Source organism: Desulfurivibrio alkaliphilus AHT 2 (genome assembly GCF_000092205.1).
GTDB classification, from domain to species: domain Bacteria; phylum Desulfobacterota; class Desulfobulbia; order Desulfobulbales; family Desulfurivibrionaceae; genus Desulfurivibrio; species Desulfurivibrio alkaliphilus.
Map to the genome: position 1 here is coordinate 2274284 of NC_014216.1, position 23250 is coordinate 2297533.

The 23250-nt window shown below is 62.1% G+C and carries 18 protein-coding genes and 2 tRNA genes; 11 read left to right on the forward strand and 9 right to left on the reverse strand.

From position 1 onward, the window contains the following. Positions 1-30 precede the first annotated feature (30 nt). The 3 genes from DAAHT2_RS09960 (at position 31) to DAAHT2_RS13970 (ending at position 2606) form a co-directional block, all read left to right on the forward strand. Positions 31-106: transfer RNA gene (locus DAAHT2_RS09960), tRNA-Lys, on the forward strand. Positions 107-177: 71 nt separating this feature from the next. Then, positions 178-255, forward strand: a tRNA-Glu gene (locus DAAHT2_RS09965). A gap of 179 nt (positions 256-434) precedes the next feature. Beyond that, positions 435-2606, forward strand: coding sequence for an ATP-binding protein (locus DAAHT2_RS13970; RefSeq protein ID WP_013164162.1), 2172 nt, complete (start codon positions 435-437; stop codon positions 2604-2606). A gap of 6 nt (positions 2607-2612) precedes the next feature. Here the strand turns inward: DAAHT2_RS13970 and fliK are convergent, their stop codons facing one another. From fliK to DAAHT2_RS09985, 3 genes are all read right to left on the reverse strand, one after another. Beyond that, positions 2613-3710, reverse strand: a complete 1098-nt coding sequence (gene fliK / locus DAAHT2_RS09975) for a flagellar hook-length control protein FliK (protein ID WP_013164163.1) — start codon at positions 3708-3710, stop codon at positions 2613-2615. A gap of 154 nt (positions 3711-3864) precedes the next feature. Then, positions 3865-5769, reverse strand: coding sequence for a response regulator (locus tag DAAHT2_RS09980; RefSeq protein ID WP_013164164.1), 1905 nt, complete (start codon positions 5767-5769; stop codon positions 3865-3867). 186 nt (positions 5770-5955) lie between these two features. Next, entirely contained in the window at positions 5956-6288 is a 333-nt protein-coding gene (locus DAAHT2_RS09985; protein ID WP_013164165.1) for a hypothetical protein, read from the reverse strand. Between the two features lie 340 nt (positions 6289-6628). On the opposite strand from DAAHT2_RS09985, the gene DAAHT2_RS09990 reads away from it, so the two are divergent. From DAAHT2_RS09990 to serS, 5 genes are read left to right on the forward strand one after another with little or no spacing between them, the layout of a single operon-like run. Then, on the forward strand, positions 6629-6970 hold the full coding sequence (locus DAAHT2_RS09990; RefSeq protein WP_013164166.1) for a histidine triad nucleotide-binding protein: 342 nt from the start codon (positions 6629-6631) through the stop codon (positions 6968-6970). A gap of 27 nt (positions 6971-6997) precedes the next feature. Next, positions 6998-7711, forward strand: a complete 714-nt coding sequence (gene mobB / locus DAAHT2_RS09995; protein WP_013164167.1) for a molybdopterin-guanine dinucleotide biosynthesis protein B — start codon at positions 6998-7000, stop codon at positions 7709-7711. Next, positions 7683-8294 (forward strand): molybdenum cofactor guanylyltransferase, encoded by a 612-nt coding sequence (mobA, locus tag DAAHT2_RS10000; protein WP_013164168.1) that lies wholly within the window; start codon positions 7683-7685, stop codon positions 8292-8294. Before mobB ends, mobA begins: the two co-directional genes overlap by 29 nt. Next, positions 8291-9544, forward strand: a complete 1254-nt coding sequence (locus tag DAAHT2_RS10005) for a molybdopterin molybdotransferase MoeA (protein WP_013164169.1) — start codon at positions 8291-8293, stop codon at positions 9542-9544. Before mobA ends, DAAHT2_RS10005 begins: the two co-directional genes overlap by 4 nt. Before the next feature lie 10 nt (positions 9545-9554). Then, positions 9555-10826, forward strand: a complete 1272-nt coding sequence (gene serS / locus DAAHT2_RS10010; RefSeq protein ID WP_013164170.1) for a serine--tRNA ligase — start codon at positions 9555-9557, stop codon at positions 10824-10826. Between the two features lie 148 nt (positions 10827-10974). Here serS and DAAHT2_RS10015 read toward each other — a convergent pair whose 3' ends face one another. The 3 genes from DAAHT2_RS10015 to DAAHT2_RS10025 all read right to left on the reverse strand — a co-directional run bounded on the left by DAAHT2_RS10015 (position 10975) and on the right by DAAHT2_RS10025 (position 15254). Further along, positions 10975-12378, reverse strand: coding sequence for a GGDEF domain-containing response regulator (locus DAAHT2_RS10015; RefSeq protein WP_013164171.1), 1404 nt, complete (start codon positions 12376-12378; stop codon positions 10975-10977). After that, positions 12379-13326 (reverse strand): D-alanine--D-alanine ligase family protein, encoded by a 948-nt coding sequence (locus DAAHT2_RS10020; protein WP_013164172.1) that lies wholly within the window; start codon positions 13324-13326, stop codon positions 12379-12381. 122 nt (positions 13327-13448) lie between these two features. After that, positions 13449-15254 (reverse strand): B12-binding domain-containing radical SAM protein, encoded by a 1806-nt coding sequence (locus DAAHT2_RS10025; protein WP_013164173.1) that lies wholly within the window; start codon positions 15252-15254, stop codon positions 13449-13451. A gap of 194 nt (positions 15255-15448) precedes the next feature. On the opposite strand from DAAHT2_RS10025, the gene lgt reads away from it, so the two are divergent. The 3 genes from lgt to rpe all read left to right on the forward strand — a co-directional run bounded on the left by lgt (position 15449) and on the right by rpe (position 19776). Further along, positions 15449-16258, forward strand: a complete 810-nt coding sequence (lgt, locus tag DAAHT2_RS10030) for a prolipoprotein diacylglyceryl transferase (protein WP_013164174.1) — start codon at positions 15449-15451, stop codon at positions 16256-16258. A gap of 75 nt (positions 16259-16333) precedes the next feature. Beyond that, a complete protein-coding gene (locus DAAHT2_RS10035; RefSeq protein ID WP_218915003.1) occupies positions 16334-19030 on the forward strand; it encodes a M16 family metallopeptidase in 2697 nt (898 codons plus the stop codon). A gap of 68 nt (positions 19031-19098) precedes the next feature. Then, positions 19099-19776 carry a ribulose-phosphate 3-epimerase gene (gene rpe / locus DAAHT2_RS10040; RefSeq protein WP_013164176.1) on the forward strand — a complete coding sequence of 226 codons (678 nt, stop codon included), beginning with the start codon at positions 19099-19101 and terminating at the stop codon, positions 19774-19776. 139 nt (positions 19777-19915) lie between these two features. Here rpe and DAAHT2_RS10045 read toward each other — a convergent pair whose 3' ends face one another. The 3 genes from DAAHT2_RS10045 to DAAHT2_RS10055 form a co-directional block, all read right to left on the reverse strand. Next, positions 19916-21889: an Ig-like domain-containing protein gene (locus DAAHT2_RS10045; protein ID WP_013164177.1), complete on the reverse strand. Its 1974-nt coding sequence runs from the start codon at positions 21887-21889 to the stop codon at positions 19916-19918. 21 nt (positions 21890-21910) lie between these two features. Then, entirely contained in the window at positions 21911-22396 is a 486-nt protein-coding gene (locus DAAHT2_RS10050; RefSeq protein ID WP_218915004.1) for a hypothetical protein, read from the reverse strand. A gap of 92 nt (positions 22397-22488) precedes the next feature. Continuing rightward, a complete protein-coding gene (locus DAAHT2_RS10055) occupies positions 22489-23226 on the reverse strand; it encodes a FlgO family outer membrane protein (RefSeq protein WP_013164179.1) in 738 nt (245 codons plus the stop codon). Positions 23227-23250 lie beyond the last annotated feature (24 nt).

Here is a 23250-nt window from a genome sequence, read left to right on the forward strand (position 1 = left end):
CTGTTGTAAAAGAGTGCGTCTCAGCAAGGGGGGTCGTTAACTCAGTTGGTAGAGTACCTGCCTTTTAAGCAGAGAGTCGTTGGTTCGAGTCCAACACGACCCACCATCGACAAGGCGGAAGAAGGCCGATCGGTTGATTTTCCGCCATCCCTTGCCGCGACCAAAGAATAGATCTTGGTCCCCATCGTCTAGTCAGGTCCAGGACACCGGCCTTTCACGCCGGCAACACCGGTTCAAATCCGGTTGGGGACGCCAGTTAAATCAAGGGGTTAGCTTTCAGGAGCTAACCCCTTTTTTTGTTCTGGTGGTTTTCCCGCTTGTTTGCGTGCCGTTTTTGCTTTACAAAAAGATATTGAGGCCTCTAAAAACTGGGAAAATTGGCCCCTTTTTTGCCGTCAGGGTCTGCCTGTTGCCACTTTTTACCAGGAGCAGACGTGAACCACTTTTTTCGCTCCTCCATCCGCAACAAACTGCTGCTGTTGCTGGCGGTAACCCTGGCGCCGGCCCTGGTGATCATCACGTACACCGGCCATGAGCGTCGCCAGGAGGCCATTGCCGAAGCCCACCGGGAGGCTATTCTGCTGGTGGACACCATCGCCAACCAACAGGAACTGCTGGCGGAATCCATTGGCACCATGCTGGTAACCCTCTCCCGCCTGCCCATGGTGGAATGCTTGGACGGCGAGGCCTGTAGCGCTTTTTTCGCCGAACTGCTGGACTCCCTGCCCCATCTTACCAATATCGGGCTTTTTAACCTCGACGGCGACATGGTGGCCAGCGGCCGCACGGTTGAGCCGTTCAACAATGCCGACAGCCGCCAGTTTCGCCAGGCCGTGGCCAGTGGGCGACTGGCCGCCGGAGAATACAGTCTCGGGCGCATCACCCGCACCCCCAGTTTTCAGTTTGCTTTGCCGGTTTATGACCAACGGCAGCACCTGGCGGGGGTGATCCAGGCCGGCTACAGCCTTGAGCTGTTTGTCGACACTTTTACGAAAGCCGAGCTGCCGTCGCAAACGGTGCTGGGCATCCTGGATCACCAAGGCCGGCGGTTATTTCGTTACCCGCCCACCGACAAATTCCTTACCGGTGAAAAGGCCCCGGATCATCTCTGGACAATTTTCAGCGGCCCCGAGCCGCAGGGCGCCATGCTTCAACTCGACGGCCTCCAACGCCCGCGACTTATTGCCTACCGGCAGCTTTTTCTACCCCATGACCCTGCCCCCTATACGATCATCCATATTGCGGTGTTGAAAGAGGAGGCCCTGCTGGCCAGCCGCCTGGCCCTGTGGCGCAATCTGCAGCTTCTGGGCGGCGCCGTGCTGGCCGCCCTGATGCTAATCTGGCTGTTCAGCGGTCGCCTGTTGCTGACCCCGCTGGGTAAACTGGTCACCGCCACCCAGCGCCTGAAAGACGGCGACCTGGCCGTGCGCAGCGCCCTGCCCCATGGTTCCGACGAGTTGGGGCGACTGGCCCAGGCCTTCGACGAAATGGCCGCCAACCTGGAGGAGCAGACCCGGCGCCTGAAAGAAGCCGAAGAGGGTTACCGGCAGATTTTTGAACAGTCCCAGAGGGGGATTTTTCAGAGCAGCCAGGAGGGGCGTTTTTACCTGATCAACCCGGCCATGGCCAAAATTTTTGGCTACGAGGGGCCGGAAGAGATGCTGCTGGGGATTAAAAACCTGGAAGAACAGCTCTATGTGCAAGCTGAAGACCGGCTGCGATTGTGGCAGATCCTGCAGCAAGAGGGGGCTGTGGAAGACTTTGAAGTGGCCATGCGCCGCCGGGATGGCAGCACCATCTGGGTGTCTTTATGCGCCCGGCTGATTCACGGCAAACAAGGCAAGCCGCTGTATGCCGAGGGCAGCCTGGTGGACATCACCGCCCGCAAGGCCGCCGAAGATGAAATCAAGCGATCCAACGCCGAGTTGGAGCAATTCGCCTATGCCGTCTCCCACGACATGCGCCAGCCGCTGCGAATGGTCAGCGGCCACCTGGAACTGCTGGCCAAGCAACTGGGCCCCCGGCTTGATGACACCGAGGCTCAATCACTCCATTTTGCCCTGGACGGCGCCCGGCGACTGGACCAGATGATCGTGGCCCTGCTGGAATACTCAAGGGTGGGTCGCAAAACCGAGCCCAAGCAACCCCTGGAAAGTCGCCAGGCCCTGGAAGATGCCCTGCTCTTTCTGGAGCCGGCAATCAAGGAAAAACAGGCGGAAATCAACATTCACGGCCAGTGGCCGGAAATATTTGCCAGCCGCGACGAGATCACCCGGCTGCTGCAGAACCTGCTGGACAACGCCCTCAAGTATCACCGCCCGGCTGCGCTGCCCAAAGTTGAGATCAACAGCCGGATCAGCGACCAGTACTGGCTGGTAACGGTCAGCGACCAGGGGATCGGCATCGAACCCGATCAGCAGCACCGTCTTTTCCAGGTCTTCTCCCGCCTGCAGAGCCGCGAGCATTTCCCGGGCAGCGGGGTGGGGCTGGCATTATGCCGGAAGATCGTAACCCACCACGGCGGCTGGATTCGGGCCGATTCGGCCGGTCCGGGGCAAGGCAGCGCCTTTACCTTTGCCCTCCCTCTAACCGGCGGCGCCCCGTAAAAAAGATCAAGCTTTCACGTCAATCAGCCGCCGCTCGCCGCCGCCGGTGGTTTTTTCCAGGGCCTCTTTTAGGGCCGGCAACAGCGCCCCGGCACTGACCAGGCAGCGAAAATCCGCTTCATACCCCAGCTCGGCCAGACGCCGGCGCAACTCCCCCAGCCGGCTCCGCAAAAAATCGGCCGCCTCGGCGCTGGCCAGGAAAAAATCTCCCACCAACCGCTCGCCCTGCACTCGGACCTGCAACTGCAATTCACCCAGCCTGCTCATCTCGAGGAAAAAGGCCAGGGTCATGACCTCCTCCCCCCCTTCTTCCTTGCTTTCTTCCCGGCTCAGCAGCCAACTGCCGGCCCCGGCGTCGAAAGCAAAAAAGCAGGGCAGCAGCCACAGGGGCATCTGCTGGGTGGCCGGCTGCTGCTCATTGATCCCGACCATGGCCTCAAGCATCCCGCCGACCCTGCCCAGCGCCGCCAGCAGCTCCCGGTCAACCCCGGCCGGTGGCTGCTGGCGCAAAATGGTCAGTGCCGCCTGCAGTTGTTCCGCCAAGCCGGCGGGGGGCCGGCTGGCACCGGAACCGGCTGCGGCTGCCGCAGCGGACCAGGCGGCGCCGCCCCGCTCGCCAAAACCGCCGGGCCGCAGCCAGGAAGCCAGTTGGATGATCTTTTCCGGGGCCGGCTGCGGTCCCAGGGCCAGGCGCGCCAGCAAATCCGCCGGTTCTGCCGGCAGGCCGCCGCCGCTGGCCGCCCTGACCAGGGGTGCCAGTTGTCCCAGGCGGCTCAACTCGCCCAGCCCTCCGGTGGCCTGTTGCAGGAAGCGATACATGGCCCCCTTCTGGTCCGCCAAAGCCAGGCGGGGTTCACTGCCCCCCTGGCGCACCTCAAACCAGAACTCCCGGCCCGGGGTCAGCGGCACCGAACTGCGGGCGTTGACCCGTTCCCCGGCCAGCTCCAGCACCACTCGGCCGTCGGCCCCGGCACTTACCACCCGGCCCTGGAGCAGACGCCCCGGCTCCCAGGAAGAAGCAGGCCCGGCGGGCCGCTCGCCCGGCGGGGCGTCTCCCCGGCCCTGAACCGGGCGGGTTGGCAAGGTCAGCTCGCTGATCTTCATAGAGGAATCCGTTCACCAGGGGCACTAAACTGCCGGCTTAACGGGCCGTAAGCGTTCAGCAGTGCCGCAGGTTCGGGCAAGCAGACAGGCGCAGCGTACCCCTGTACGTAAGCCTGGCTGATCGCCCGAAGATGCGGTGCTGCTGAACGCTTACTCATAGAGGAATCCGGACGGTTGCCTCCATCCCGCCGTTTTTGGCGGTTTTAAGGGAAAAGGTGCCGCCGTGGGCCTCCACCGCCTTTTCCACCAGGGTCAGGCCCATGCCGGTACCGTAGGTCTTGGTGGTAAAAAACGGGTCCCGGGCCCGCTCAACCTGAGAGCTCGGCAGCCCGGTACCGGTATCACGCACCTTGACCACCGCCTGCTCCTCTTCGACCAAGATGGTAATCGTAAGTTGACCACCGTGGGGCATGGCCTCGACGCTGTTTTTCAGCAAATGCAGAAAAACCTGCCGCATCTGGCGTTCATCGGCATTGGCCGTTACCCCGCCGGGCGGACACAGGATATCCCAGGTAATCTGCTGCCGCTTGAGCTCCTGCTGCAGCAACAGCAGGGTCTTTTTCACCAGGTCGCAAAGCTGCAGGGGTTGTTTTTCCAATTTGACCTGGCTGACAAAATCGAAAAGCTCGTTCAGAGTGGACTCCAGACGAGCGGTTTCCCGGGTAATCACCTTGATATATTTACCCCAGCTTTCATCGTCGGACTTTTTCTCCAGAATGCGGGAAACTCCGCCGATGGAGGTGATGGGGTTGCGGATGGTGTGGACCAGTTGGGCTGCCATCTGACCGATGGCCGAGTAACGCTCGGCTTCAACCAGCAGGTCTTTGCTGCGGTTGAGCTCATCGTAGAGGGCCTCCAACTCGGCCAGCCGCTGCTGCATTTCCTGGTACAAGTGACTCTGCTCAATGGCCAGGCTGGCCTGGCTGGCAAAGAGCTCCAGAGCGCTGACATGGACACCGGTGATGGCCCTGCCGGTCACGTAGTTGTCGGCAATGATCACCCCGAAGGCCCGCCCGGGGGAATAGAGCGGCACCACCACAAAGCTGTCCTCACCCAAAATACTGGTCAGTTCGTGGGGCACCGGCAGGGGGTCGCCGGCGGGCAGATGCCCCCCATTACCGTCCTTCTCGCCGTTGCCCCAGTGGCGGTGCAGCAGCAGGGGAAAACCGCCCAGCTCCCGGGAGACCAGTGCACTGCGGCGGCTGTTCACCGCCTTGATCAGCAGGTTATCGTGCTCATCGGCCGACACGGTAAGGCGCCGCACGATGCGGTTGACCTCCGAGTCATCTTGCGTGCACCGCTGCTTGATATCCTGCACGATCTGGCCGAAATCCATCCCCTTTTCCCGCATCTCTCCCCAGATCCGGCCGGCCTCTTCCCGGCAGCCCGGACCGATGGCCATATGTCCCCGCAGTTCCTTGTCATCCTTGGTGAACATGGCCAGAAAGGCACGGTTGAAGCCCAGCCCCTCCTGGGCGGTGATCCCCACCAGCACCGCCTGCAGAATCTCGTCGAGTTCCACGGTGCTGAGGTAAACGTTGTTCATCTTCAAAGAAAGCTGGTGGAGCAGCCGCAGCCGGAAATGAGCCTCCTCCAGCTCTTCCTGGTATTTACGGTTTTCCAGCAGCAGGCGGCGTTTTTCCAACGCCCGGCGAGCAACATGAAAAATCTGGTCGAAATTGGCCGGCTTGGAAATGTAATCGGTGGCCCCCTGGCGCATGCACTCCAGGGCCACCTGCAGATCAGCCACTCCGGTGAGCATCACCACCGCGATATCGGAATCTTTTTCCACCACCCTGGGCAGCAGGGTAACCCCGTCGATATCGGGCAGGCCGATGTCCAGCAGCATCAGGGCAACCTTGCGCCGGGTCAGCAGATCAAGTAGCGAGGAAGCGTCGGCACACTCCTCCACCGCCAGCCCATGGCTGGCAAAATAACGGTGCAGGGGTTCACGGATAGCGGGATCATCGTCGACGATGACCGCCACCTCCCCATCCCGGAGCAGCTGATCCAGGGTTAGAGAGACATGTTGGGGAACTCCAGCGAGGGTCGCCACCATAAAAAACACCAGTAAGATTAAAGCCCATGCTGCCGGTCACGGGATCGGTGAGCGCCGGCCAGGCTAGACCATGCTAGGAGGACGGAGGGCCAAAAGTCAAGCCTCTAAACAACCCTTGGCGGCCGGCTCCTGGCAATCCTTGGCAGCCCGTTGACAAAGCCACGCTTTGCTTTTTCAAGGGGGTTGCTAAGCGCGAATCTTTTCGGTGGCCAGCAGGTGGTCGAAAAAATCAAGCAGATAAGCGCGTTGGCGGGGCTCCGGGTAACCGATGCAGGTACAGTGCAGGTTGCCGGAACTGCGCACCAGCAACTCAAAAATCGCCTGCTTTTCGGTCAACTCAACGGCGAAGAAAAAAGGGGCGCACTCTTCATGCCCTTGCTGGGCAGCCCCCCACAACTCCCGGGGCAACTCCAGCCAGTAAAGATCGGTCATCGGGCCGGGCCGCAAATGACGTTTCAGGTAACTTTCAATATTCTGCCGTTCTTCCCGGCTCAGTTGATCAACCACCAGTTGACGCATAACCAGCTCCCTTCAAAAACTTGCAAAACTCCCTGAAACAGCAGGGTTACCAACCTTACTCGAAAATCTCCGAAAAAACGATATCTTTTCCCCGGGCGTCACCCCGCCTTTCAACTTCGGTTTACGGCTTGACATTTACCGCTGCCGACCGTTATTTTCCTGTAATCGTTAACCCACCGTGTTGTTAGACTTGGCCAACGGTTACAACTTTCCCGATGAACGGCCCGCTGCAACAGGGGCTGTGCGCATAGGTCGGCCTATCTTTTTGGGTCGACCACTAGCTAGAAAAAGCCAGGGACGGACTTTTTGCGATTCCATCATTGGTAAGGAGGAACCAACCATGCCGGAAGATTGCCTGTTCTGCAAAATTATCAAGGGGGAGATCCCCGCCCAGAAGCTGTACGAAGATGACCAACTGCTGGCCTTTTGGGATATAGCGCCCCAGGCCCCCAAGCATTTCCTGGTCATTCCCAAGAAACATGTCAGTGGGCCGGGCGATCTGGCCCCCGGCGACGACTCCATCATCGGCGCCCTGGTCCGTAAAGGGGCTCAACTGGGCGCCGAACAGGGGATTACCGATTGCCGCCTGGTGATGAACAACGGCGCTGAAGCAGGACAAACCGTTTTTCACCTGCACATGCACGTCCTGGGCGGTCGTGCCCTGGCCTGGCCCCCGGGCTGATTGGCGGTATTTAACAGGAATAATAATATGACGCGAATACCCGTGGTGGCGGTGGTGGGCATGCCCGACTGCGGCAAGACCACCTTGCTGGAAAAGCTGCTGCCCGAGCTTAAGGGGCGGGGCCTGAAAGTCGGCACCATCAAGCACCATGTCCATGAATTTACCATGGATACGCCGGGCAAGGATACCTGGCGGCACAAGCAGGCCGGGGCGGATGCCGTGGTGCTGGCCTCCCCCACCGGTATCGGCCTGGTTCGCGATACCGACCGCGACCTGGGGGTCGACGAACTGGTCACCCGCTACCTCAATGATGCCGACCTAGTCCTGGCGGAAGGCTACAAGCACACCCGGCTGCCCAAGATTGAAGTTTACCGGGCGGAGCTGCACCCCTCCCCCTTGCCCGGCCGGGACGCCACCTGGCTGGCCATGGTCAGCGCCGACCCGCCTGCAAACCTTGGGTTGCCAAGCTTTGCCCCGGATCAGATCAAGGAACTGGCCGATTTCCTGGAGGATCACCTGCGGCAGGCGGCTAAACAGGCCACTCCCACCGGGCGCTCTTATATTCACTTGGAGGTGGACGGGCAGCCGGTACCATTAAACCGCTTCGCCGCCTCCCTGCTGCGGCGCGGCATTAAAGGGATGATCGCCAGCCTGCGAGGTTGCGAGCGGCCCCGCAAAATTTCCCTGAACATCACCGAAGGCCATAATCCCGATGACCACAGCGGCAATCATGCCGACTGAAGCGGCGGCCGGCGACTTTACCGAAGCCACCGCGGGAGTGATTCTGGCCGGTGGCAAAAGCAGCCGGTTCGGCAGCAACAAGGCCCTGGCCCACTACCGGGGCCGCCCCTTGGTGGCCAGGGTGGCGGCGGTGCTGGAGGAAATTTTCAGCGAGCGGCTGCTGGTGACCAACACCCCGGCCGATTACGCCTTCCTCGGCTGGCCCATGACCGGCGACCTGGTACTTAACGCCGGCCCCCTGGGGGGGATCCAGGCGGCCCTGCGCCGCATTGACGCCCCGCGGGCCTTTGTGGTCGCCTGTGACATGCCCCACCTCAACGGGGCGGTTATCCGGCGGCTGTGCCGCTGCCCCGGCGACTGGGACGTGATTCTGCCGGCGCCGACCACCGGGCCTGAGCCCCTGCATGCCGTTTATCACCGGCGAATTCTGCCGGCGGTGGAGGCGGCCCTGGCCCGGGGCGAGGGCAAACTCAGCCTGCTGTTGCAGGAACTGCGGGTGCGCCGGATGACCGCGGCGGAACTGGGCCTGGCGGCGGCATCGGACCCGGCCTTTACCAACATCAACTACCGGGAAGACCTTTGACCATCCTGACTTTGCAGCAGGCGCAGCGGCAGATTCTGGCCCACAGCCGGCCGGGCCTGCCGGAAATGGTGCCGCTGGAAAGGGTCCTGGGCCGAATCCCGGCCACCGCCGCCCGGGCCCGCCTGGCGGTACCTTCCTTTCCCCACTCCAGCCGGGACGGCTACGCCCTGCTGGCCAGCGACAGCCAGGAAACAGGCGGCGCCGAGGAAACAGCCGGTTACCCGCCCCGGATTCGCCTGGCGGTGGTCGGTGAAATCGCCGCCGGACGAACCCGGCCCGCCAAACGGCTGCAGCCCGGCCAGGCTTACCGGATCATGACCGGCGGCCTGCTGCCTCCCGGGGCCGATGCCGTTATTCCCTTTGAAAGGGTTTACCGGGAGGAAGAAGATTACATTACCCTCTCCTCGCCCTGCCGGCCGGGCGATTATATTCGCCCGGTGGGCGCCGACCTGCGCCGGGGCCAGATCATCGTAACGCCCGGGCGGCCGGTGGCCCCGGAACATTTACCGCGGCTGGCCACCGCCGGGGTTGGGGAGCTGGCGGTTTACCCCCGCCCCCGGGTCGGGCTGCTCTGTACCGGCAGCGAGCTACTGGATGACACCGGGGAAAACCCGGTACCCGGTCATCTGATCAGCGGCAACCGCTTCCTTCTGGCCGGCCTGATCCGCCGCTGGGGGGGGGAGCCGGTGGACCTGGGGACGGTCAAAGACGACCCCGGGGCCATTGCCGCCATTTTGCATCGCCAGGCGGAAAGCGGCCTGGCGATGATTATTTCCACCGGCGGGATGGGACCGGGCAAGTATGACCTGGTGGACGGCGTGCTGACCCGCCTGCAGGCCCACCTGCTGTACCGGGAACTGCGCCTGCGCCCGGGCAAGGCCACCATGGCCGCCCTGCTGGGCAGCACCCTTTTTTTCGGCTTACCGGGACCGCCACCGGCGGTGCACCTGCTCTTTTACCTGCTGGTGGCGCCCGCTCTGCGCCGGGCCCAGGGCCACCATCGGCCCCGGCCGCTGATCGTGCAAGCCCACCTGCGGCAAGCTCTGAAACTGCGCCGGGGCCGGGTAATTCAACTGAAAGACGCGCAACTGCAGGCCGACCGGGGGCGGCTGCTGGTCCGCCCGCTGCCGCCCGGCGAAACCATGAACGCCATCATTCTGGCCCCGGCCAACCGCCGGGAATTATTGCCGGATGAGCTGGTGCGGGTATTTCCCCTGCGGCAAAACTGTCACTCTGATCTGGGATACTGAGGAGTAAAAAATGCTGGAATTACGTTTTATCCGGGAAAACCTGGAACTGGTCAAAGAAAAAACCGCCGCCCGTGGTCTGGATCGCGCCCTTTTGGATAATTTCAGCTCTCTGGACCGGCAGCGCCGCGATATCCTGCAGGAACTGGAAAGCGGCCGCAACCGGCGCAAAAGCGAGTCCCAGGAGATCGGCACCCTGAAAAAGGCGGGTCGGGAAGAAGAGGCGGCGGCTAAAATGGCGGCCACCAAGGAACTGGGTCAGCGGCTCAAGGAGCTTGAGGAGCAACTGGCGGAGATCGACCAGCGGCTGGAGGAGATCGTCATGGGGGTCCCCAACCTCTGCGACGACTCGGTACCTCTTGGCAACGACGAAACCGATAATGTCGAGTACCGCCGCTGGGGCAGCCCGCCCGAGTTTGCTTTCAGCCCCAAGGCCCACTGGGAGTTGGGCGAGGAGGACGGCAGCCTGGATTTCGGCCGGGCCGCCAAGCTCTCCGGGGCCCGTTTTGCCCTGCTGCGAGGCTTTGCCGCCCGCCTGGAACGGGCCCTGATCAGCTTCATGCTGGACCTGCACACTCAGCGCCACGGCTATACCGAGGTGTTGCCCCCCTTCCTGGTCAACACCGCCAGCATGACCGCCACCGGCCAGCTGCCCAAGTTCGCCGAGGATCTGTTCAAAATCGCCGATTCCGATCTCTGGCTGATTCCCACCGCCGAGGTGCCGGTTACCAATATCCACCGGGAGGAAACCATCGCCGAACAGGAGCTGCCCATCCGCTACTGCGCCTACACCCCCTGTTTCCGCTCCGAGGCCGGCTCTTATGGCCGCGACACCAAAGGGCTGATTCGCCAGCACCAGTTCGACAAGGTGGAGCTGGTCAAATTCACCACCCCCGAAAGCTCCGAGGAAGAGCTGGAGATGTTGCTGAGCAATGCCGAAACGGTGCTGCAACTGCTGGAGCTGCCCTACCGGGTGGTCACCCTGTGCAGCGGCGACCTGGGATTTTCTGCCCGTAAAACCTACGACATCGAGGTCTGGATGCCGGCCCAGAACTGCTACCGGGAGATCTCCTCCTGCAGCAACTTCGGCGATTTCCAGGCCCGCCGCGGCGGCATTCGCTACCGCCCCAAAGACCGCAACAAAAGCACCCTGGTCCACACCTTGAACGGCAGCGGCCTGGCGGTTGGCCGCACCCTGGCGGCCATCTACGAAAACCACCAGCAGCCCGACGGCACCATCCGCCTGCCGGAAGCCATCAGGCCCTACTTCGACCCCAGAATGTAACACTGCGTAAGCGAACAGCCGCACCACATTTTGCGGTCAAGGAATTTAAAAGCCCGTCAGTGCCGGAGATTCGGGCAAGCGGCCCGGCGCCGCGTACATCAGTACGCAAGCCGGGCCGATCGCCCGAAGATTCGGTGCTGACGGGCTTTTAACGGAGGATGCAGCGGTTGCGGCCGGCCTCCTTGGCCGCGTAGAGGTTGCTGTCGGCTCGGGCCAGCAGCGATTCGGGGGTTTCATCGGTTTCAAACTCCGCCACCCCGATGCTCATGGTTTTCTGTACCGCCACCCCTTCCGTGGGGTGAAATTCCAGCTCGGCAAATTTACGCCGCAACCGTTCCGCCAGCCCAAGGGCGTTTTCCCCCGTGGTTTCCGGCAGAATAACGGCAAACTCCTCGCCGCCGATACGGCAGGCCAGGTCGTTGAGCCGCACCGTGTTCCGCAGCAACTCGCCCATGGCCGCCAGCACCCGATCACCCTGGGGATGACCGTAGGTATCGTTGAAGTGCTTGAAGTTGTCGACATCCATCATCAGCAGGCTCAGGACATTACCGTAACGCCGGGCCCGCTCCACTTCCGGGATCAGGTTTTTGTTGAAGTAGCGCTTGTTGTAGAGCCCGGTGAGTTCATCAATGATGCTCAGCTCCTTGTAGCGCTGCTCGCTTTCCTGCAGAGCCTTCTCCGCCCGCACCCGGCTGGTGACATCGGAAATATGCTTAACGATCCCCACCATGTCACCGGCCGGACCGCGAAATGGGGTGGCCAGTACATGATAATGGGAGGGGCCGCCGTTGGGGCCGGGGCGCTCGATATCGTTCTCCACCACCTCTTCCCCGGCCTTGATCCGCCGCATAGGGCAAGCCGGGCTGTGACACATGGTTGAAGGGAAAACCTCGTAGCACTTGGCGGTTTTGGCCTTGACCGAGGAAACTCCGGCCATCCGCAAAAATGCTTCGTTAAAACGCAGGATCCGGTGCCGGGTATCGATGAGCAGAATGCCGCCGGCTACGGTCTTGAAGATCTGATTGACCTCAATATAGGCCCGGGAGGCCTCGGCGGCCATTTCGTTGGCCCGGGTAATGGCGCTTTCCAGTTGGGCGTTGAGCGACTCCAGTTCCCGGCGATGCTTCTCCCTGGCCTCTTGGTGTTCCTGGAGTTGGCGCATGTCATCGCTGTTTTTTCGGGCCGCCGCCAGCCAGGCCTGGAAAAAATCCCGTTTTACCGGTTTGGTCAAATAGTAGGTCACCCCGGCCTTTAGGGCCTCTTCCATCTCCTGGGGCCGCTCCTGGGTGGTGACCATCAGGATGGTCACATAGGGGCCGTCGGCGTGCTGCCGGATCAGGCGGGCCAAGGCCAGGCCGTCCATGCCGCGCAGCAGCCAGTCCAGCACCACGATGCGGGGATTATGACGCTGAAAAACCTCCCAGCCGCGCTCGGCGTCTTCACAGGCGTATACCTGGTAGCCTTCAATCTCGGCCACCGCCTCGAACAACCGCCGGGTAACGGGATCATCCTCCACGATCAGCAACGGTTCCTTGGTGGTCTGCCGGGCCATCTATTTTCCCCTGCCTTCCAGAGCCAGTTCCAGCAATCGGTCCAGTAACGCTCCAAAACTCAGGCCATGGGTCGCTGCGGCCTGAGGCAACAGACTGGTGGGGGTCATCCCCGGGATGGTATTGGTTTCCAGCACATAGAGGCCACCCTCGGCCAGGATCATGTCGGTGCGGCTGTAGCCGCGCAGATTCAAGGCCTGATGGGCCAGACAAGCGCAACGCTGGACCTCGGCGGTGACCTCGGCGGGAAGTTGGGCGGGGCAGATCTCCCGGGTGGCGCCGGCCTGATACTTGGCCTGATAGTCGAAGAAGCGATATTCCTTGCCAGGGATAATCTCCACCACCGGCAGGGGGGTAAGATCGGCATTGCCCAGTACCCCGCCGGTCAGTTCCCGGCCGGCAATAAATTCCTCGACCATAACCTGATCGTCAAAATCAAAGGCCAGTTTAAGGGCCGGTACCAGTTCGGCCGGCTGATCGACCAGACTCATGCCCAGGCTGGAGCCCTGCCGTACCGGCTTGACCACCAGTGGCAGCTTAAGGGACTGTAGCAGCCGAGCGGGATCGTCCAGGTCAGCCGACCCGGCCATCTCCCAGGCCGGGACCAGCAGGCCGGCATGGCGGTAGAGCTGCTTGGCCAGGTCTTTGTCCATGGCCAGGGCGCTGCCCAAGACCCCACTGCCCTGATAGGGGATCTCCAGCAGGTCCAGCAGGCCCTGGATGCTGCCGTCTTCGCCCAAGGGACCGTGCAGGAGGATAAAGGCCACATCGAGCTGCGGGGCATCGGCCACCAAGCGGGCAAGGTCGGTGGCCGGATCATAGCGGCGCACATCGTATCGCTCTGTGTTGATGGCCTTTTCAACCTCTCTGGCGCCGGCCAGAGAAACCTCGCGCTCACCGGATTTGCCACCGGCCAGCAACGCCACCCGCAATTTTTCTTTTTTTGCCATTAAAATCGGTTACCAACCAGTCAGCAGTTTATCGATTATCCTCCTAGCCCACAAAAGGTTTCGCCATTCTATCCTAGTATGCTTTCTCATTTTGTCCATATTTTTTTATCTTGATTTATACCCTACACCGGGGGCGATCCGGTCAACTCAAAAACCGCCGTGGCCTGCCTCGCTTTCAGGCCACTATTTTTTCCCGGCAGAAAGGCCACCACCCCGCCCCGACGGCCGTCACCAAGCCCCAGTTCCTCAAGGGCGACGGCACTGAAGGGCGCAAAGACACTGCGTTTAAAAAAGGCGCTGCGGTCGGCGGAAGTAAAAAACGGCGGCAGGTTGTCCGGGAGTTGGTGCCAGAGCCGATCCCGGGCCTCTTTGAGGCGGTCCCGGCCGGCTTCCACCGGCCGCTGCAAATGCTCCGGCCAGCGGCGGTGGCCGCAGGCCAGCCAGTCGAAACGCAACAGCTCCAGGGCCAGTTGGGCGTCGTCGCGCCGGCGAAAATGGTCGGCAAGGGCGCTGCTGAGCAACTCCTGGGTGCGGGCCCGGCCAAAAAAGTTCCGGGTGGCACAGGTGGCGGCCAGTTCCTGAAAAAATGCGGCCGGGTTGATCTCCCGGCGTAACAGATAATTCAGGGTGGCGAGAAAAAAACGCGGATTGTAATAAGATTCGATCAGCTCACCCAGGCGATACAGCTCGGCCACCTCATCCCTGGTCAGCCAGCGGGTGGCGAGAACCGGATAGGGCGGTTCCTGGCAGCAGCGCAGGGCAAACTCCTGTCGGCGCGCCGCCAGCGGCGTGTCCGGCAGCACCTTAAGCAGGCCCAGTTGCAGCTGGTGGGGCCTTAGGGCCATGATACCGTTCAACGATTCCAGGTAACTGGCCCGGGTTTCAAAGGGCAGGCCCAGGATCAGGTCTAAATGGAGATGAATATTGTCGCCGGCCACCAGCCGCCGGATAGCCTCCCGGGCCCTGGCCAGGTCCGGGTAACGATTAACCGCCGCCAGACTGGCCGGGTTAAATGACTGCAGGCCGATTTCAAAGCGAAACAGGCCCGGCGGCACCGTGGCCAGAAACTCCAGGGCCTGGTCGGTAAAAAGATCCGGGGCGATTTCAAAGTGGAAAACCGTCGCCGGTGGCTCAGGGGGCGGCTCAGACGGTGGCGCAGCCGGCGCCACCGCATCGGGTGCCTCGGCGGGTGCGCCCGGCCCCGGCGGGGCGGCCGCCCCTTCCCGGCTCCGGGCCACCAGGAAACGCCAGATCTCCAGGGCCCGTTCCGGCGGGGCATTGAAAGTACGGTCCACCAGGCGAATGCTTTTGGGGCGAGCGGCCAGCAGGAGCTCCAGTTCAACCAGGACCTCCTGGAGCTCCCGGTAAGCCACCCCCCGCCGGGCCGAGGAGAGACAATAGGAACAGGCAAAGGGGCAGCCCCGGGAAGACTCGTAGTAAACATGACGGTTTTGCAGTTCAGCGGCAAAATCCTCCGGCCGGTACGGCAGGCGGAAAGGTGCAGCGAAATCGGCCTGGTAAGTCGACGGCAGGCGACCGGCAGCCAGGTCGGCATAAAAATCCGGCCCCAGCCCTTCCGCCGGCCCCTGCACCACACAGACCCCGGCCGCGGCAACCTCCCGGGGCAGATCAAGATGCGGCGCCTGGGGACCGCCGAGAACCAGCGGCAAATCGGGCCTCACCTGCCGCAAGTCGAGCAGCAGGCGGCGGGTGTAAACGGCGTTCCAGACATAAACCGAAAAAAAGAGCGCTGACGGCTCCTGATCCAGCAAGCCCTGAAGGGTTTCGTAATAGGGGTCGTTAATGGTCAGCTGGCAGATCTCCAGCCGGGCGGCCGGCAGGTTTTCCGCCAACTGCTGGCGCAGGTAAAACAGGGCCGGGGCGGAATGAACAAAACGGGCGTTGAGGGCCACCAGACGAATTAGCATTGTGATAATGAAAGGAACCGGTTAAATTACGGGGTTTGCAGGTTAATTGCCAAGCATACCGGCCCGGGCGGCGGTTGGCAAGCACCGAAACACCCCTGAAACACTAACCGTGCAACAGCTTATGCTAACGGCTGAGTGATTATCAGCCCGTTGCCAAAAACGCTGCGGGCGGCCATTTCCCTGGAATAACCCTGATGCTGCCATACCCCGAAATCGATCCGGTAATTTTTCAGTTGGGCCCCCTGGCCGTACGCTGGTACGGCCTGATGTACGTACTGGCCTTCATCGCCGCCTACTTGCTGGTCCGTTACCAGATCCGGCGTTACCCCCACCCCGGCCTGGCCGAGCATTTCGACAACCTCAACCTGGTGCTGATCATCAGCCTGATTGTCGGCAGTCGGCTGGGTTATATACTTTTTTATAATTTTTCCTATTACTGGCAACACCCTTGGGAAATCTTCGCCACCTGGCAGGGGGGGATGTCTTTCCACGGCGGCATGCTGGGGCTGTTAATCGGTGGCTGGCTCTTTTGCCGTTACGCCAAGCTGGATTTCTGGCGCAGCGCCGACGCTTATGCCGTGGCGGTCCCCATTGGGCTTGGCCTGGGGCGGCTGGGCAATTTCATCAACGGTGAGCTTTACGGCCGGGTCACCGAGATGCCCTGGGGCATGGTTTTTCCCGCCGGCGGTCCCCTGCCCCGCCACCCTTCACAGCTGTATGAAAGCTTTCTCGAAGGCCTGGTACTGTTCATCATTATGTGGTTTGCCCTGCGCCTGTACTGGCAGAGAAAGTGGCCCCGGGGGCGACTGGTGGCCATCTTCCTGGGCGGCTACGGCGTTTTTCGGTTTCTGGTCGAATTTTTCCGCGAGCCCGACGCCCACCTGGGGCTGGCCTGGGGCTTTTTCAGCCGGGGCCAACTGCTGAGCGGCTTGATGATCGTCGCCGCCCTGCTGCTCTATTACTTTCCTCCGGGCGCCGCCGACCGGCAAGCCACCTCCAGGTAAGTGAGGACAGAGATGTCACCAATTTCCCGGGGCACCCACCTTGCCCTTTTCCTGCTAACTGGTATTTTGGCCCTTATGATGACACCCACCGATATTCACGCCGAACAAATCGCTCCCCGGCTGTACAAAAGCCAGCTTGAGAACGGCCTTACCGTAATCACCCGGGAAACGCCGGGTACCGGCGTGGCCACCGTCCAGCTCTGGGTGGAGGCCGGCAGCGTTTACGAGCAGCCCCATGAAGCGGGGATTACCCACTTCATCGAGCACATGATCTTCAAAGGTACACCCAGCCGTGGCCCCGGCGAAGTGGCCGGCGCCATAGAGGCGGTGGGCGGCCGGGTCAACGCCTACACCAGCTTTGAGCACACGGTCTACCATGCCACCCTGAACGCCCGCCACTGGGACACCGCCATGGAGGTGCTGGCCGATGCGGTCCTGAACTCACTGTTTGACCCCGAGGAGTTGGAGCGGGAAAAGCAGGTGATCTTTGAAGAGATCCTGATGCGCCGGGACCGCCCGGAACTCCATCTTTTCCAGGAGATGATGGCCAACACCTTCCAGGTTCACCCCTACCGGCTGCCCATCAGCGGCACCGAAGAGAGCGTGGGGGCCATCAGCCGGGAGGATATTTTGGCCTACCTTGAACGCCACTATCACCCGGATAACTTTACCGTGGTGGTGGTCGGGGATGTCCGGGCCGCCCAAGTGCTGGACGAAAGCCGCCGCCTGTTGGGCGGCCTGCCCCGGCGGGAGGCCCCCGGCAAGCGGGATCTGCCCCAGGAACCGCCCCAGGATGATTCCCGGCTTTTTCTCGAGGAACAGAGCATCAACCAGACTCACCTGGCCCTGGCCTTTCCCATTCCCGCCTTTAAACACCCGGACACCGCCGCCCTGAATGTGTTAAGCCAGATCCTGGGCCAGGGCGAGGCCTCGCGCCTCAACGAACGGCTGCGCCACGAACTGGGCAAGGTTTACCGCATCGACACCTCCATGTTCAGCTCCCGCGACCCCGGCATCTTCCGGGTCGGGGCGGTGCTGGATGCCGAGCACAGCCGCGAGGTGCTGGCGGAAATCATGGCCGAAATTCTCGCCCTGCAGCACGCTCCGGTCAGCGACGAAGAGCTGGACCGGGCCCGGCGCAATCTGGAGGCGGATTTTGTTTTCAACCTGGAACGGGCCGAAGGGATGGCCCGGGTACTGGGCTCTTTTGCCCTACTCACCGGCGATCCTCGTGAACATGAGTACCTGGAACGGATCCGGGGGGTGGAGGCGGAAGACCTCATGCGGGTGGCAGCCAGCTACCTTACCCCCCAAAAGCTCACCGCCGGAATCCTGGCCCCGGAAGGCTCGAATATCGCCCTGGAGCGCCAGGAATTGGCAACTATTTTGCAACAGGCCGCCACCCAGGCCCAAAAGCGTCACCCGGCCCAGGCCCGGGAAGCGGGTCTGCCACCGCATACCCACCGTTTCCTGCTGGACAACGGGATCACCTTGCTGGTCCGGGAACAGCGGGATGTGCCCACGGTGGCGGTGCGCGCCGTCTTTACGGGGGGCCTGCGCGGGGAAACCCCGTTGACCAACGGGGCTTTCACCTTTATCGGCGAGTTGCTGCCCCGAGGGGCGGGTGACCGGGACTTCCGGCAACTGGCCCGGACGGTGGCCGACATGGCGGCGGAAATCGACGGCTTCAGCGGCCGCAACACCTTTGGTCTCAAGGGTGATTTTCTGGCCCGTTTTTTCGACCAGGGCCTGCTGATCATGCGCGATATCATGCTGGAGCCGGCCTTTTCGCCGGACGAGACGGAACGGGTCCGGGCCGAACTGCTGGCCAATCTGCGCCGCCAGGAAGACTCCCTTACCTCGGTGGCCTTCCGGGAGTTCAACCGCTCACTTTTTCAGGGCCACCCTTACGCCCTTAATACCCTCGGGGCCGCCGGCGCCATCCGCTCCCTGACCGTAACCGACCTGCAGGACATCTACCGGCAGTATGCCCGCCCGGACCGGCTGGTGCTGTCGGTGGTGGGCGACATCGACGCCGAGGGGGTGAAAAACCAGGTGGAAGAACTCTTCGGCGGCTGGGCCGCCCCGGCGGCGGATGATCCGGCCGTGGTGGAAACCCTGCTGCCGCCGGAACCGCCGGCCAGACCGGTGATGGTCAACCTGACCCGCGACCGGGAGCAGGTGCATATCATCATCGGTTTTCTCGGCACCACCCTGACCGGGCCGGACCGTTACGCCCTGGAGTTGCTGGACCAGGTCCTCTCCGGCCAGAGCGGCCGGCTGTTCACCGAACTGCGCGACCGCCGCAGCCTGGCCTACAGCTTATCCTCCTTTTCCTTGCTGGGCACCGATACCGGCTCCTTCGGGGTCTATATCGGCACCAGCCCCGAGCGCCGGGAAGAGGCGATCAAGGAACTCTGGAGCCAGCTTTATCGGGTCCGCAACGAACCCATCAGCTATGCCGAACTGGAGCGAGCCCGCAACGTTCTGATCGGCAACTACCGCTTGGGGCTGCAAACCAACGGGGCCCAGGCCATGGAGATGGCCCTGAACGAAACCTACGGCCTGGGGCTGGATTTTGCCGGCCGCTACCCCCGGCGACTGGAAGCCACCGGCGCCGAGGAAGTGCTGGCGGCAGCACAGCGCTACCTGCAGCCTGAACGGTACGTCATGGTGACCATCGGCGGTGAAGGACGATCGGCAGAGGAAATTGCCCCAGGCGCCGCTCCCGAAGACGCCAAGGAAGCCATCAGCGCAAGCGAAGATAACTAATCACGGGGTGCCCCGTGGTTGAACGATATCCCAAGGATCCCCATGAGGGAAAAAAGGAACCATCTTTGATGAACGAGCCCGTCGACCTGCAACGTCCCTTGATCGCGCCCTCTATTCTGTCCGCGGATTTTGCCCGCCTGGGCGAAGAAGTGACAGCGGCCGCCGCCGCCGGCGCCGATGTGATTCACGTGGATGTGATGGATGGCCGCTTTGTCCCCAACATCACCATCGGACCGCTGGTGGTGGAAGCGGTGCGTAAAATCACCGATCTGCCCCTGGATGTGCATTTAATGATTGAAGAGCCGGAACGCCACCTGGAGGCCTTTGCCGCCGCCGGCGCCGACTGGATCACGGTGCACGTGGAAACCGGCTATCATCTGCACCGCACCGTGCACAAGATCAAGGAACTGGGCAAAAAGGCCGGGGTGGTGCTGAATCCGGCCACCCCGCTGAACGCTCTGGACTATCTGCTGGCGGATGTGGACCTGGTAATGCTGATGAGCGTCAATCCGGGCTTTGGCGGCCAGAGTTTTATCCCTTCAGCCCTGGAAAAAACCCGGGCCCTGAAACAGATGATAACCGAGCGGGGATTGCAGACCGCCATCGAAATCGACGGCGGCGTCAGCCCCAAGAGCATCGGGGCCATCCGGGAGGCCGGCGCCAACATCTTCGTCGCCGGCTCGGCGATTTTCGGTCAGCCCGACTATGCCGCGGTAATCCGCGCCATGAAAGAAATCATCAGGTAATCGTTCAGCAGCACCGCATCTTCGGGCGATCAGCCAGGCTTACGTACTGATGTACGCTGCGCCTGGCTGCTTGCCCGAACCTGCGGCACTGCTGAACGATTACCTTTAGATTTGTTACCGTCAGTGCCGTGACCTGGGCTTAATACCCCCACAGGGGGCTGTTGCGCGGTCGCTCCGCCGCCGGTTCTCCTTGCCACAAGGCGCTCTGGCGCCGGGATGAGGTGCCGATCGCCACCGTCTTCGACTCCTGCAAGCCGGTGTGGCGGTCAATGGCGGTTACCTCCAGCACCACCTTGGGTGAGGCCAGGTGGGCAAAAGCCGAGGGGGCCACAAAGCGCACCAGGGCGTCATTATCGACCAGCGACTCCAGGTGTACCGTTGTGCCGCTTAACTGCCGCCACTGGAAGTGCAACTCCTGCGGCTGAACGGCCAGTGTTTCCCGGGCATCGAGAATCACCGTTTCCCCCACCGGATAAGCGGCAGCCAAAGGGGCGAGCCGGATAGTGGGCGGCGGATTGCCGGATTCAACCTGCATTGTCAGCCGCCGCGGCTTGGAACGCTGCCCGGCGTAGTGAAAACGGTAAACCAGGCTTTCTTCCCCCTGGAAATAGGGGTCGGGTTCATAAAGATGGTGGGCCGGATCGGGGCGATGCAGACGACCCCGCAGGTCTTGCTCCATAATCTCAACCCGCACCCCGGCAAAGGGAACCGGATTGTCACGGCGCCAGATGGCGGCCCAGTCAATCTTCAGCGGCTTGGTGCTGCTGGTGCTCAGTTGCAGGTCCCGTACCCTGATCAGGGGCTGCTCCGGGGCCAGGGTCAAGACTTCTTCCACCTCTTCCGGCAACACCTTTTCATCTTCTTTTGCCCGCAGACTGGGACCGACAATGGCAACCCGGGCCGGTTCGCTGGCCAGACGGCCGTCGGTGGCCCGAAAGACAAAGCTGTCCTCACCGGGGAAGTCGGGGTTGGGCAGATAGGTTATCCGAGGTGGTTCACCGGAGAGGCGACCATGGCGGGGCGGGGTGACAATCTCGTAAGCCAGCGGGGCACCGTCGGCCGCCTCGGCCCGCAGTTGCAGGGAGACGGCGGCGCCGGGCTGCTCCATGCGGAAACGCTCGGCTTTAGCCACCGGCGGCAGCACCGGTTCCGGCCGTTCCGGCTCCAGGGCCTCTACCAGTTTTTCCCGAACCTGGGGGGGAATCGCCAACTCCGGTTCCTCATCCCGGCCCAGCAGCCAGTAAGCGGCACCGACCAGCAGCAGCAGCGAAAAAAGCGAGGCGCCGATGGTGCTCTTGTTGATGGCGCTTTTATCAAAAGAGGCCGGCAGCCAGCCGGCAAAACGCTTTTTCCAGTCCTCTCCGGCCGCTGTCTCTTCCGCCTCCCCTGCCTCCCCGGTCACTGGGGCGCCGGTGTCACTGGGCGTATCGGCAAAAATATCCTCTTCTTCCGCTGTTTCCCGCTTACCTTCCCGGGATGACTCCAGCATATTTTCGTCGGGGATATCGGGAATGTCGTCATCGAAATCAAAGCCTTCGATATCAAACTCGCCGTCATCAAAATCAAAGGGATCTTTTTCCTTCTCCCCGCCGGCCTCGGCCGGCACAGCTTCGCCTCCATCGCCGGCGGGAGGACTTGCCGGGGCCGATGATGCTGCTTCCTCAGGGGGCTTTTCGTCGCCGGCGGCCTCTACCGCCGCCTCGGGCTCATCGGGCTCTGTCTGCGGCTGGTCGGCCGGAGCTTCTTCCTCGAATTCCTCGGCAAACAGATCTTCAAACTCATCACCGATCTCTTCCTGTGGTGCTTCCGGCTCCGTATCCTGTTCGCCGGGAAAGGCTTCGGCCGCCACCGATGGTTCGGGCACTTCGCCCTGGGGACCATCGCCAAACAGGGAGTCGATATCGTCCTGGTCCAGTTCCACCGAATCTTCCTGGGCGCCGCTTTCCTCCGCCCCGCCGCCGCTCAGCAGTTGATCGATATCCGCCTGATCCAACTCATCGCCGTCAGACCCGGAAACCGCCACCGAAGCGGTCTGATCCGGCTCATCGCCATCCAGATCGGCCAGCCAGTTGTCGATATCGCCAAAATCTTTTACATCCTTGTCATCGGCCATGATGTTTCCACCCGTCTGGTATCAGCGCCCGTAGGTTACGTAGGTATGCAGCGCCCGGTAAACCGCTTCCGACATCTCCACGTTGGCCACATAAGAACGCCACTGGCCACGGTTGTTGCGGCCGCTGATGTGAATTCGCAGGTAGCCGTCTAGTTCCTGCAGCACCCCGCGCAGTAGTTGCTCATCCCTGGCCGGTCGCAATTCCCGCTCAGCCTCTGCCTCTGGCACACTGTTGATCACCGCCGTCATTTGATCGGCCAGGGTGGCGCCCAGCAGAGTGGTCCGCCGGGGCAGCCCCTCACCTATCACCTTAAAAGGGGTTACCCTTACCGGGCCCGCGGCAAAAAAATCGGCAAACTGCCCGGCCGCATCTTCACCTATCAGCACCACCAATTCGGACAAAGAGCCATATCCTTCCGGGGAGTCAGGCACATCGGCCACCACCTGCCGGGCCGCAACCTGCTGCGGCAGGGCAATAAAGGCCAGCACCAACCACAGGCCCAGCAAAAGCCAAACTCCCCGCCGTCCTTTTCCCGCTCCCGTCCGCATCACCCCGTTCCTCCCAGTTTCCTTAAGTCCGTTGCAAAAACCGGCCGATTCTAGAGCATGCCGCGAATGGGCACGGCAAAAGGTTCTTCGCTCTCCCCGAACAGCCAGCGCAACTCCCGGTCCAGGGGCAGGTTATGCCGCCAACTGGTGCGGACCAGCCCATCCTGCAAAGCCACCAGACGACCATGCAGCATCAGGGTTTTACGGGTATTGGAGTAAGTGCTCAGCACCACGTAATCCAGTTGCTGTTGCTGACTGGCCAGCTCCCCGATGTTGCGGGAGAGTACAAACTCACCGGTCTGGGGCACAATCTGAATATCCCGTCCCAGGCGCAACTCCGTTACCCGTATGCCCCGGTCGGCCAGGTCGGTAAGAAAATATTCCGCCAGCACCCGGCCAAACTCGCTTTCTCTTTTCAGATCGGACAGGGGAACGGCAGCCACCACCGCCACCCGGACTTTGGCCGGGTCATCACCACCATCCCGCAACTGATAATAAATTTTCCCGGCGGCTTCCCGGGCTATCTCCCCCAGCAGAGCCTCCAGGCCCGGCTCTTCCAGGGAGGCGGGGTAATAAGGCAGCGGCGGCCGCTGCTCACGGCTTGCCATGGTTCCCGCGGCATCCGCCGGTGCCGGCCGGGCCTCAAGAGCTGGCACAAAATAAGACGGCTGTTCCACCGGCGCCGCCACCTGCGGTTGCTGGCCGGCACAGGCAGCGCCGGCAAACAGCAGTAAGATGGCCAGACCGCAAACCCAGCGGTATCCCAATCCCGGCATATTCTCTATCATTGCGGCAATCTCCTCTGCTGATTA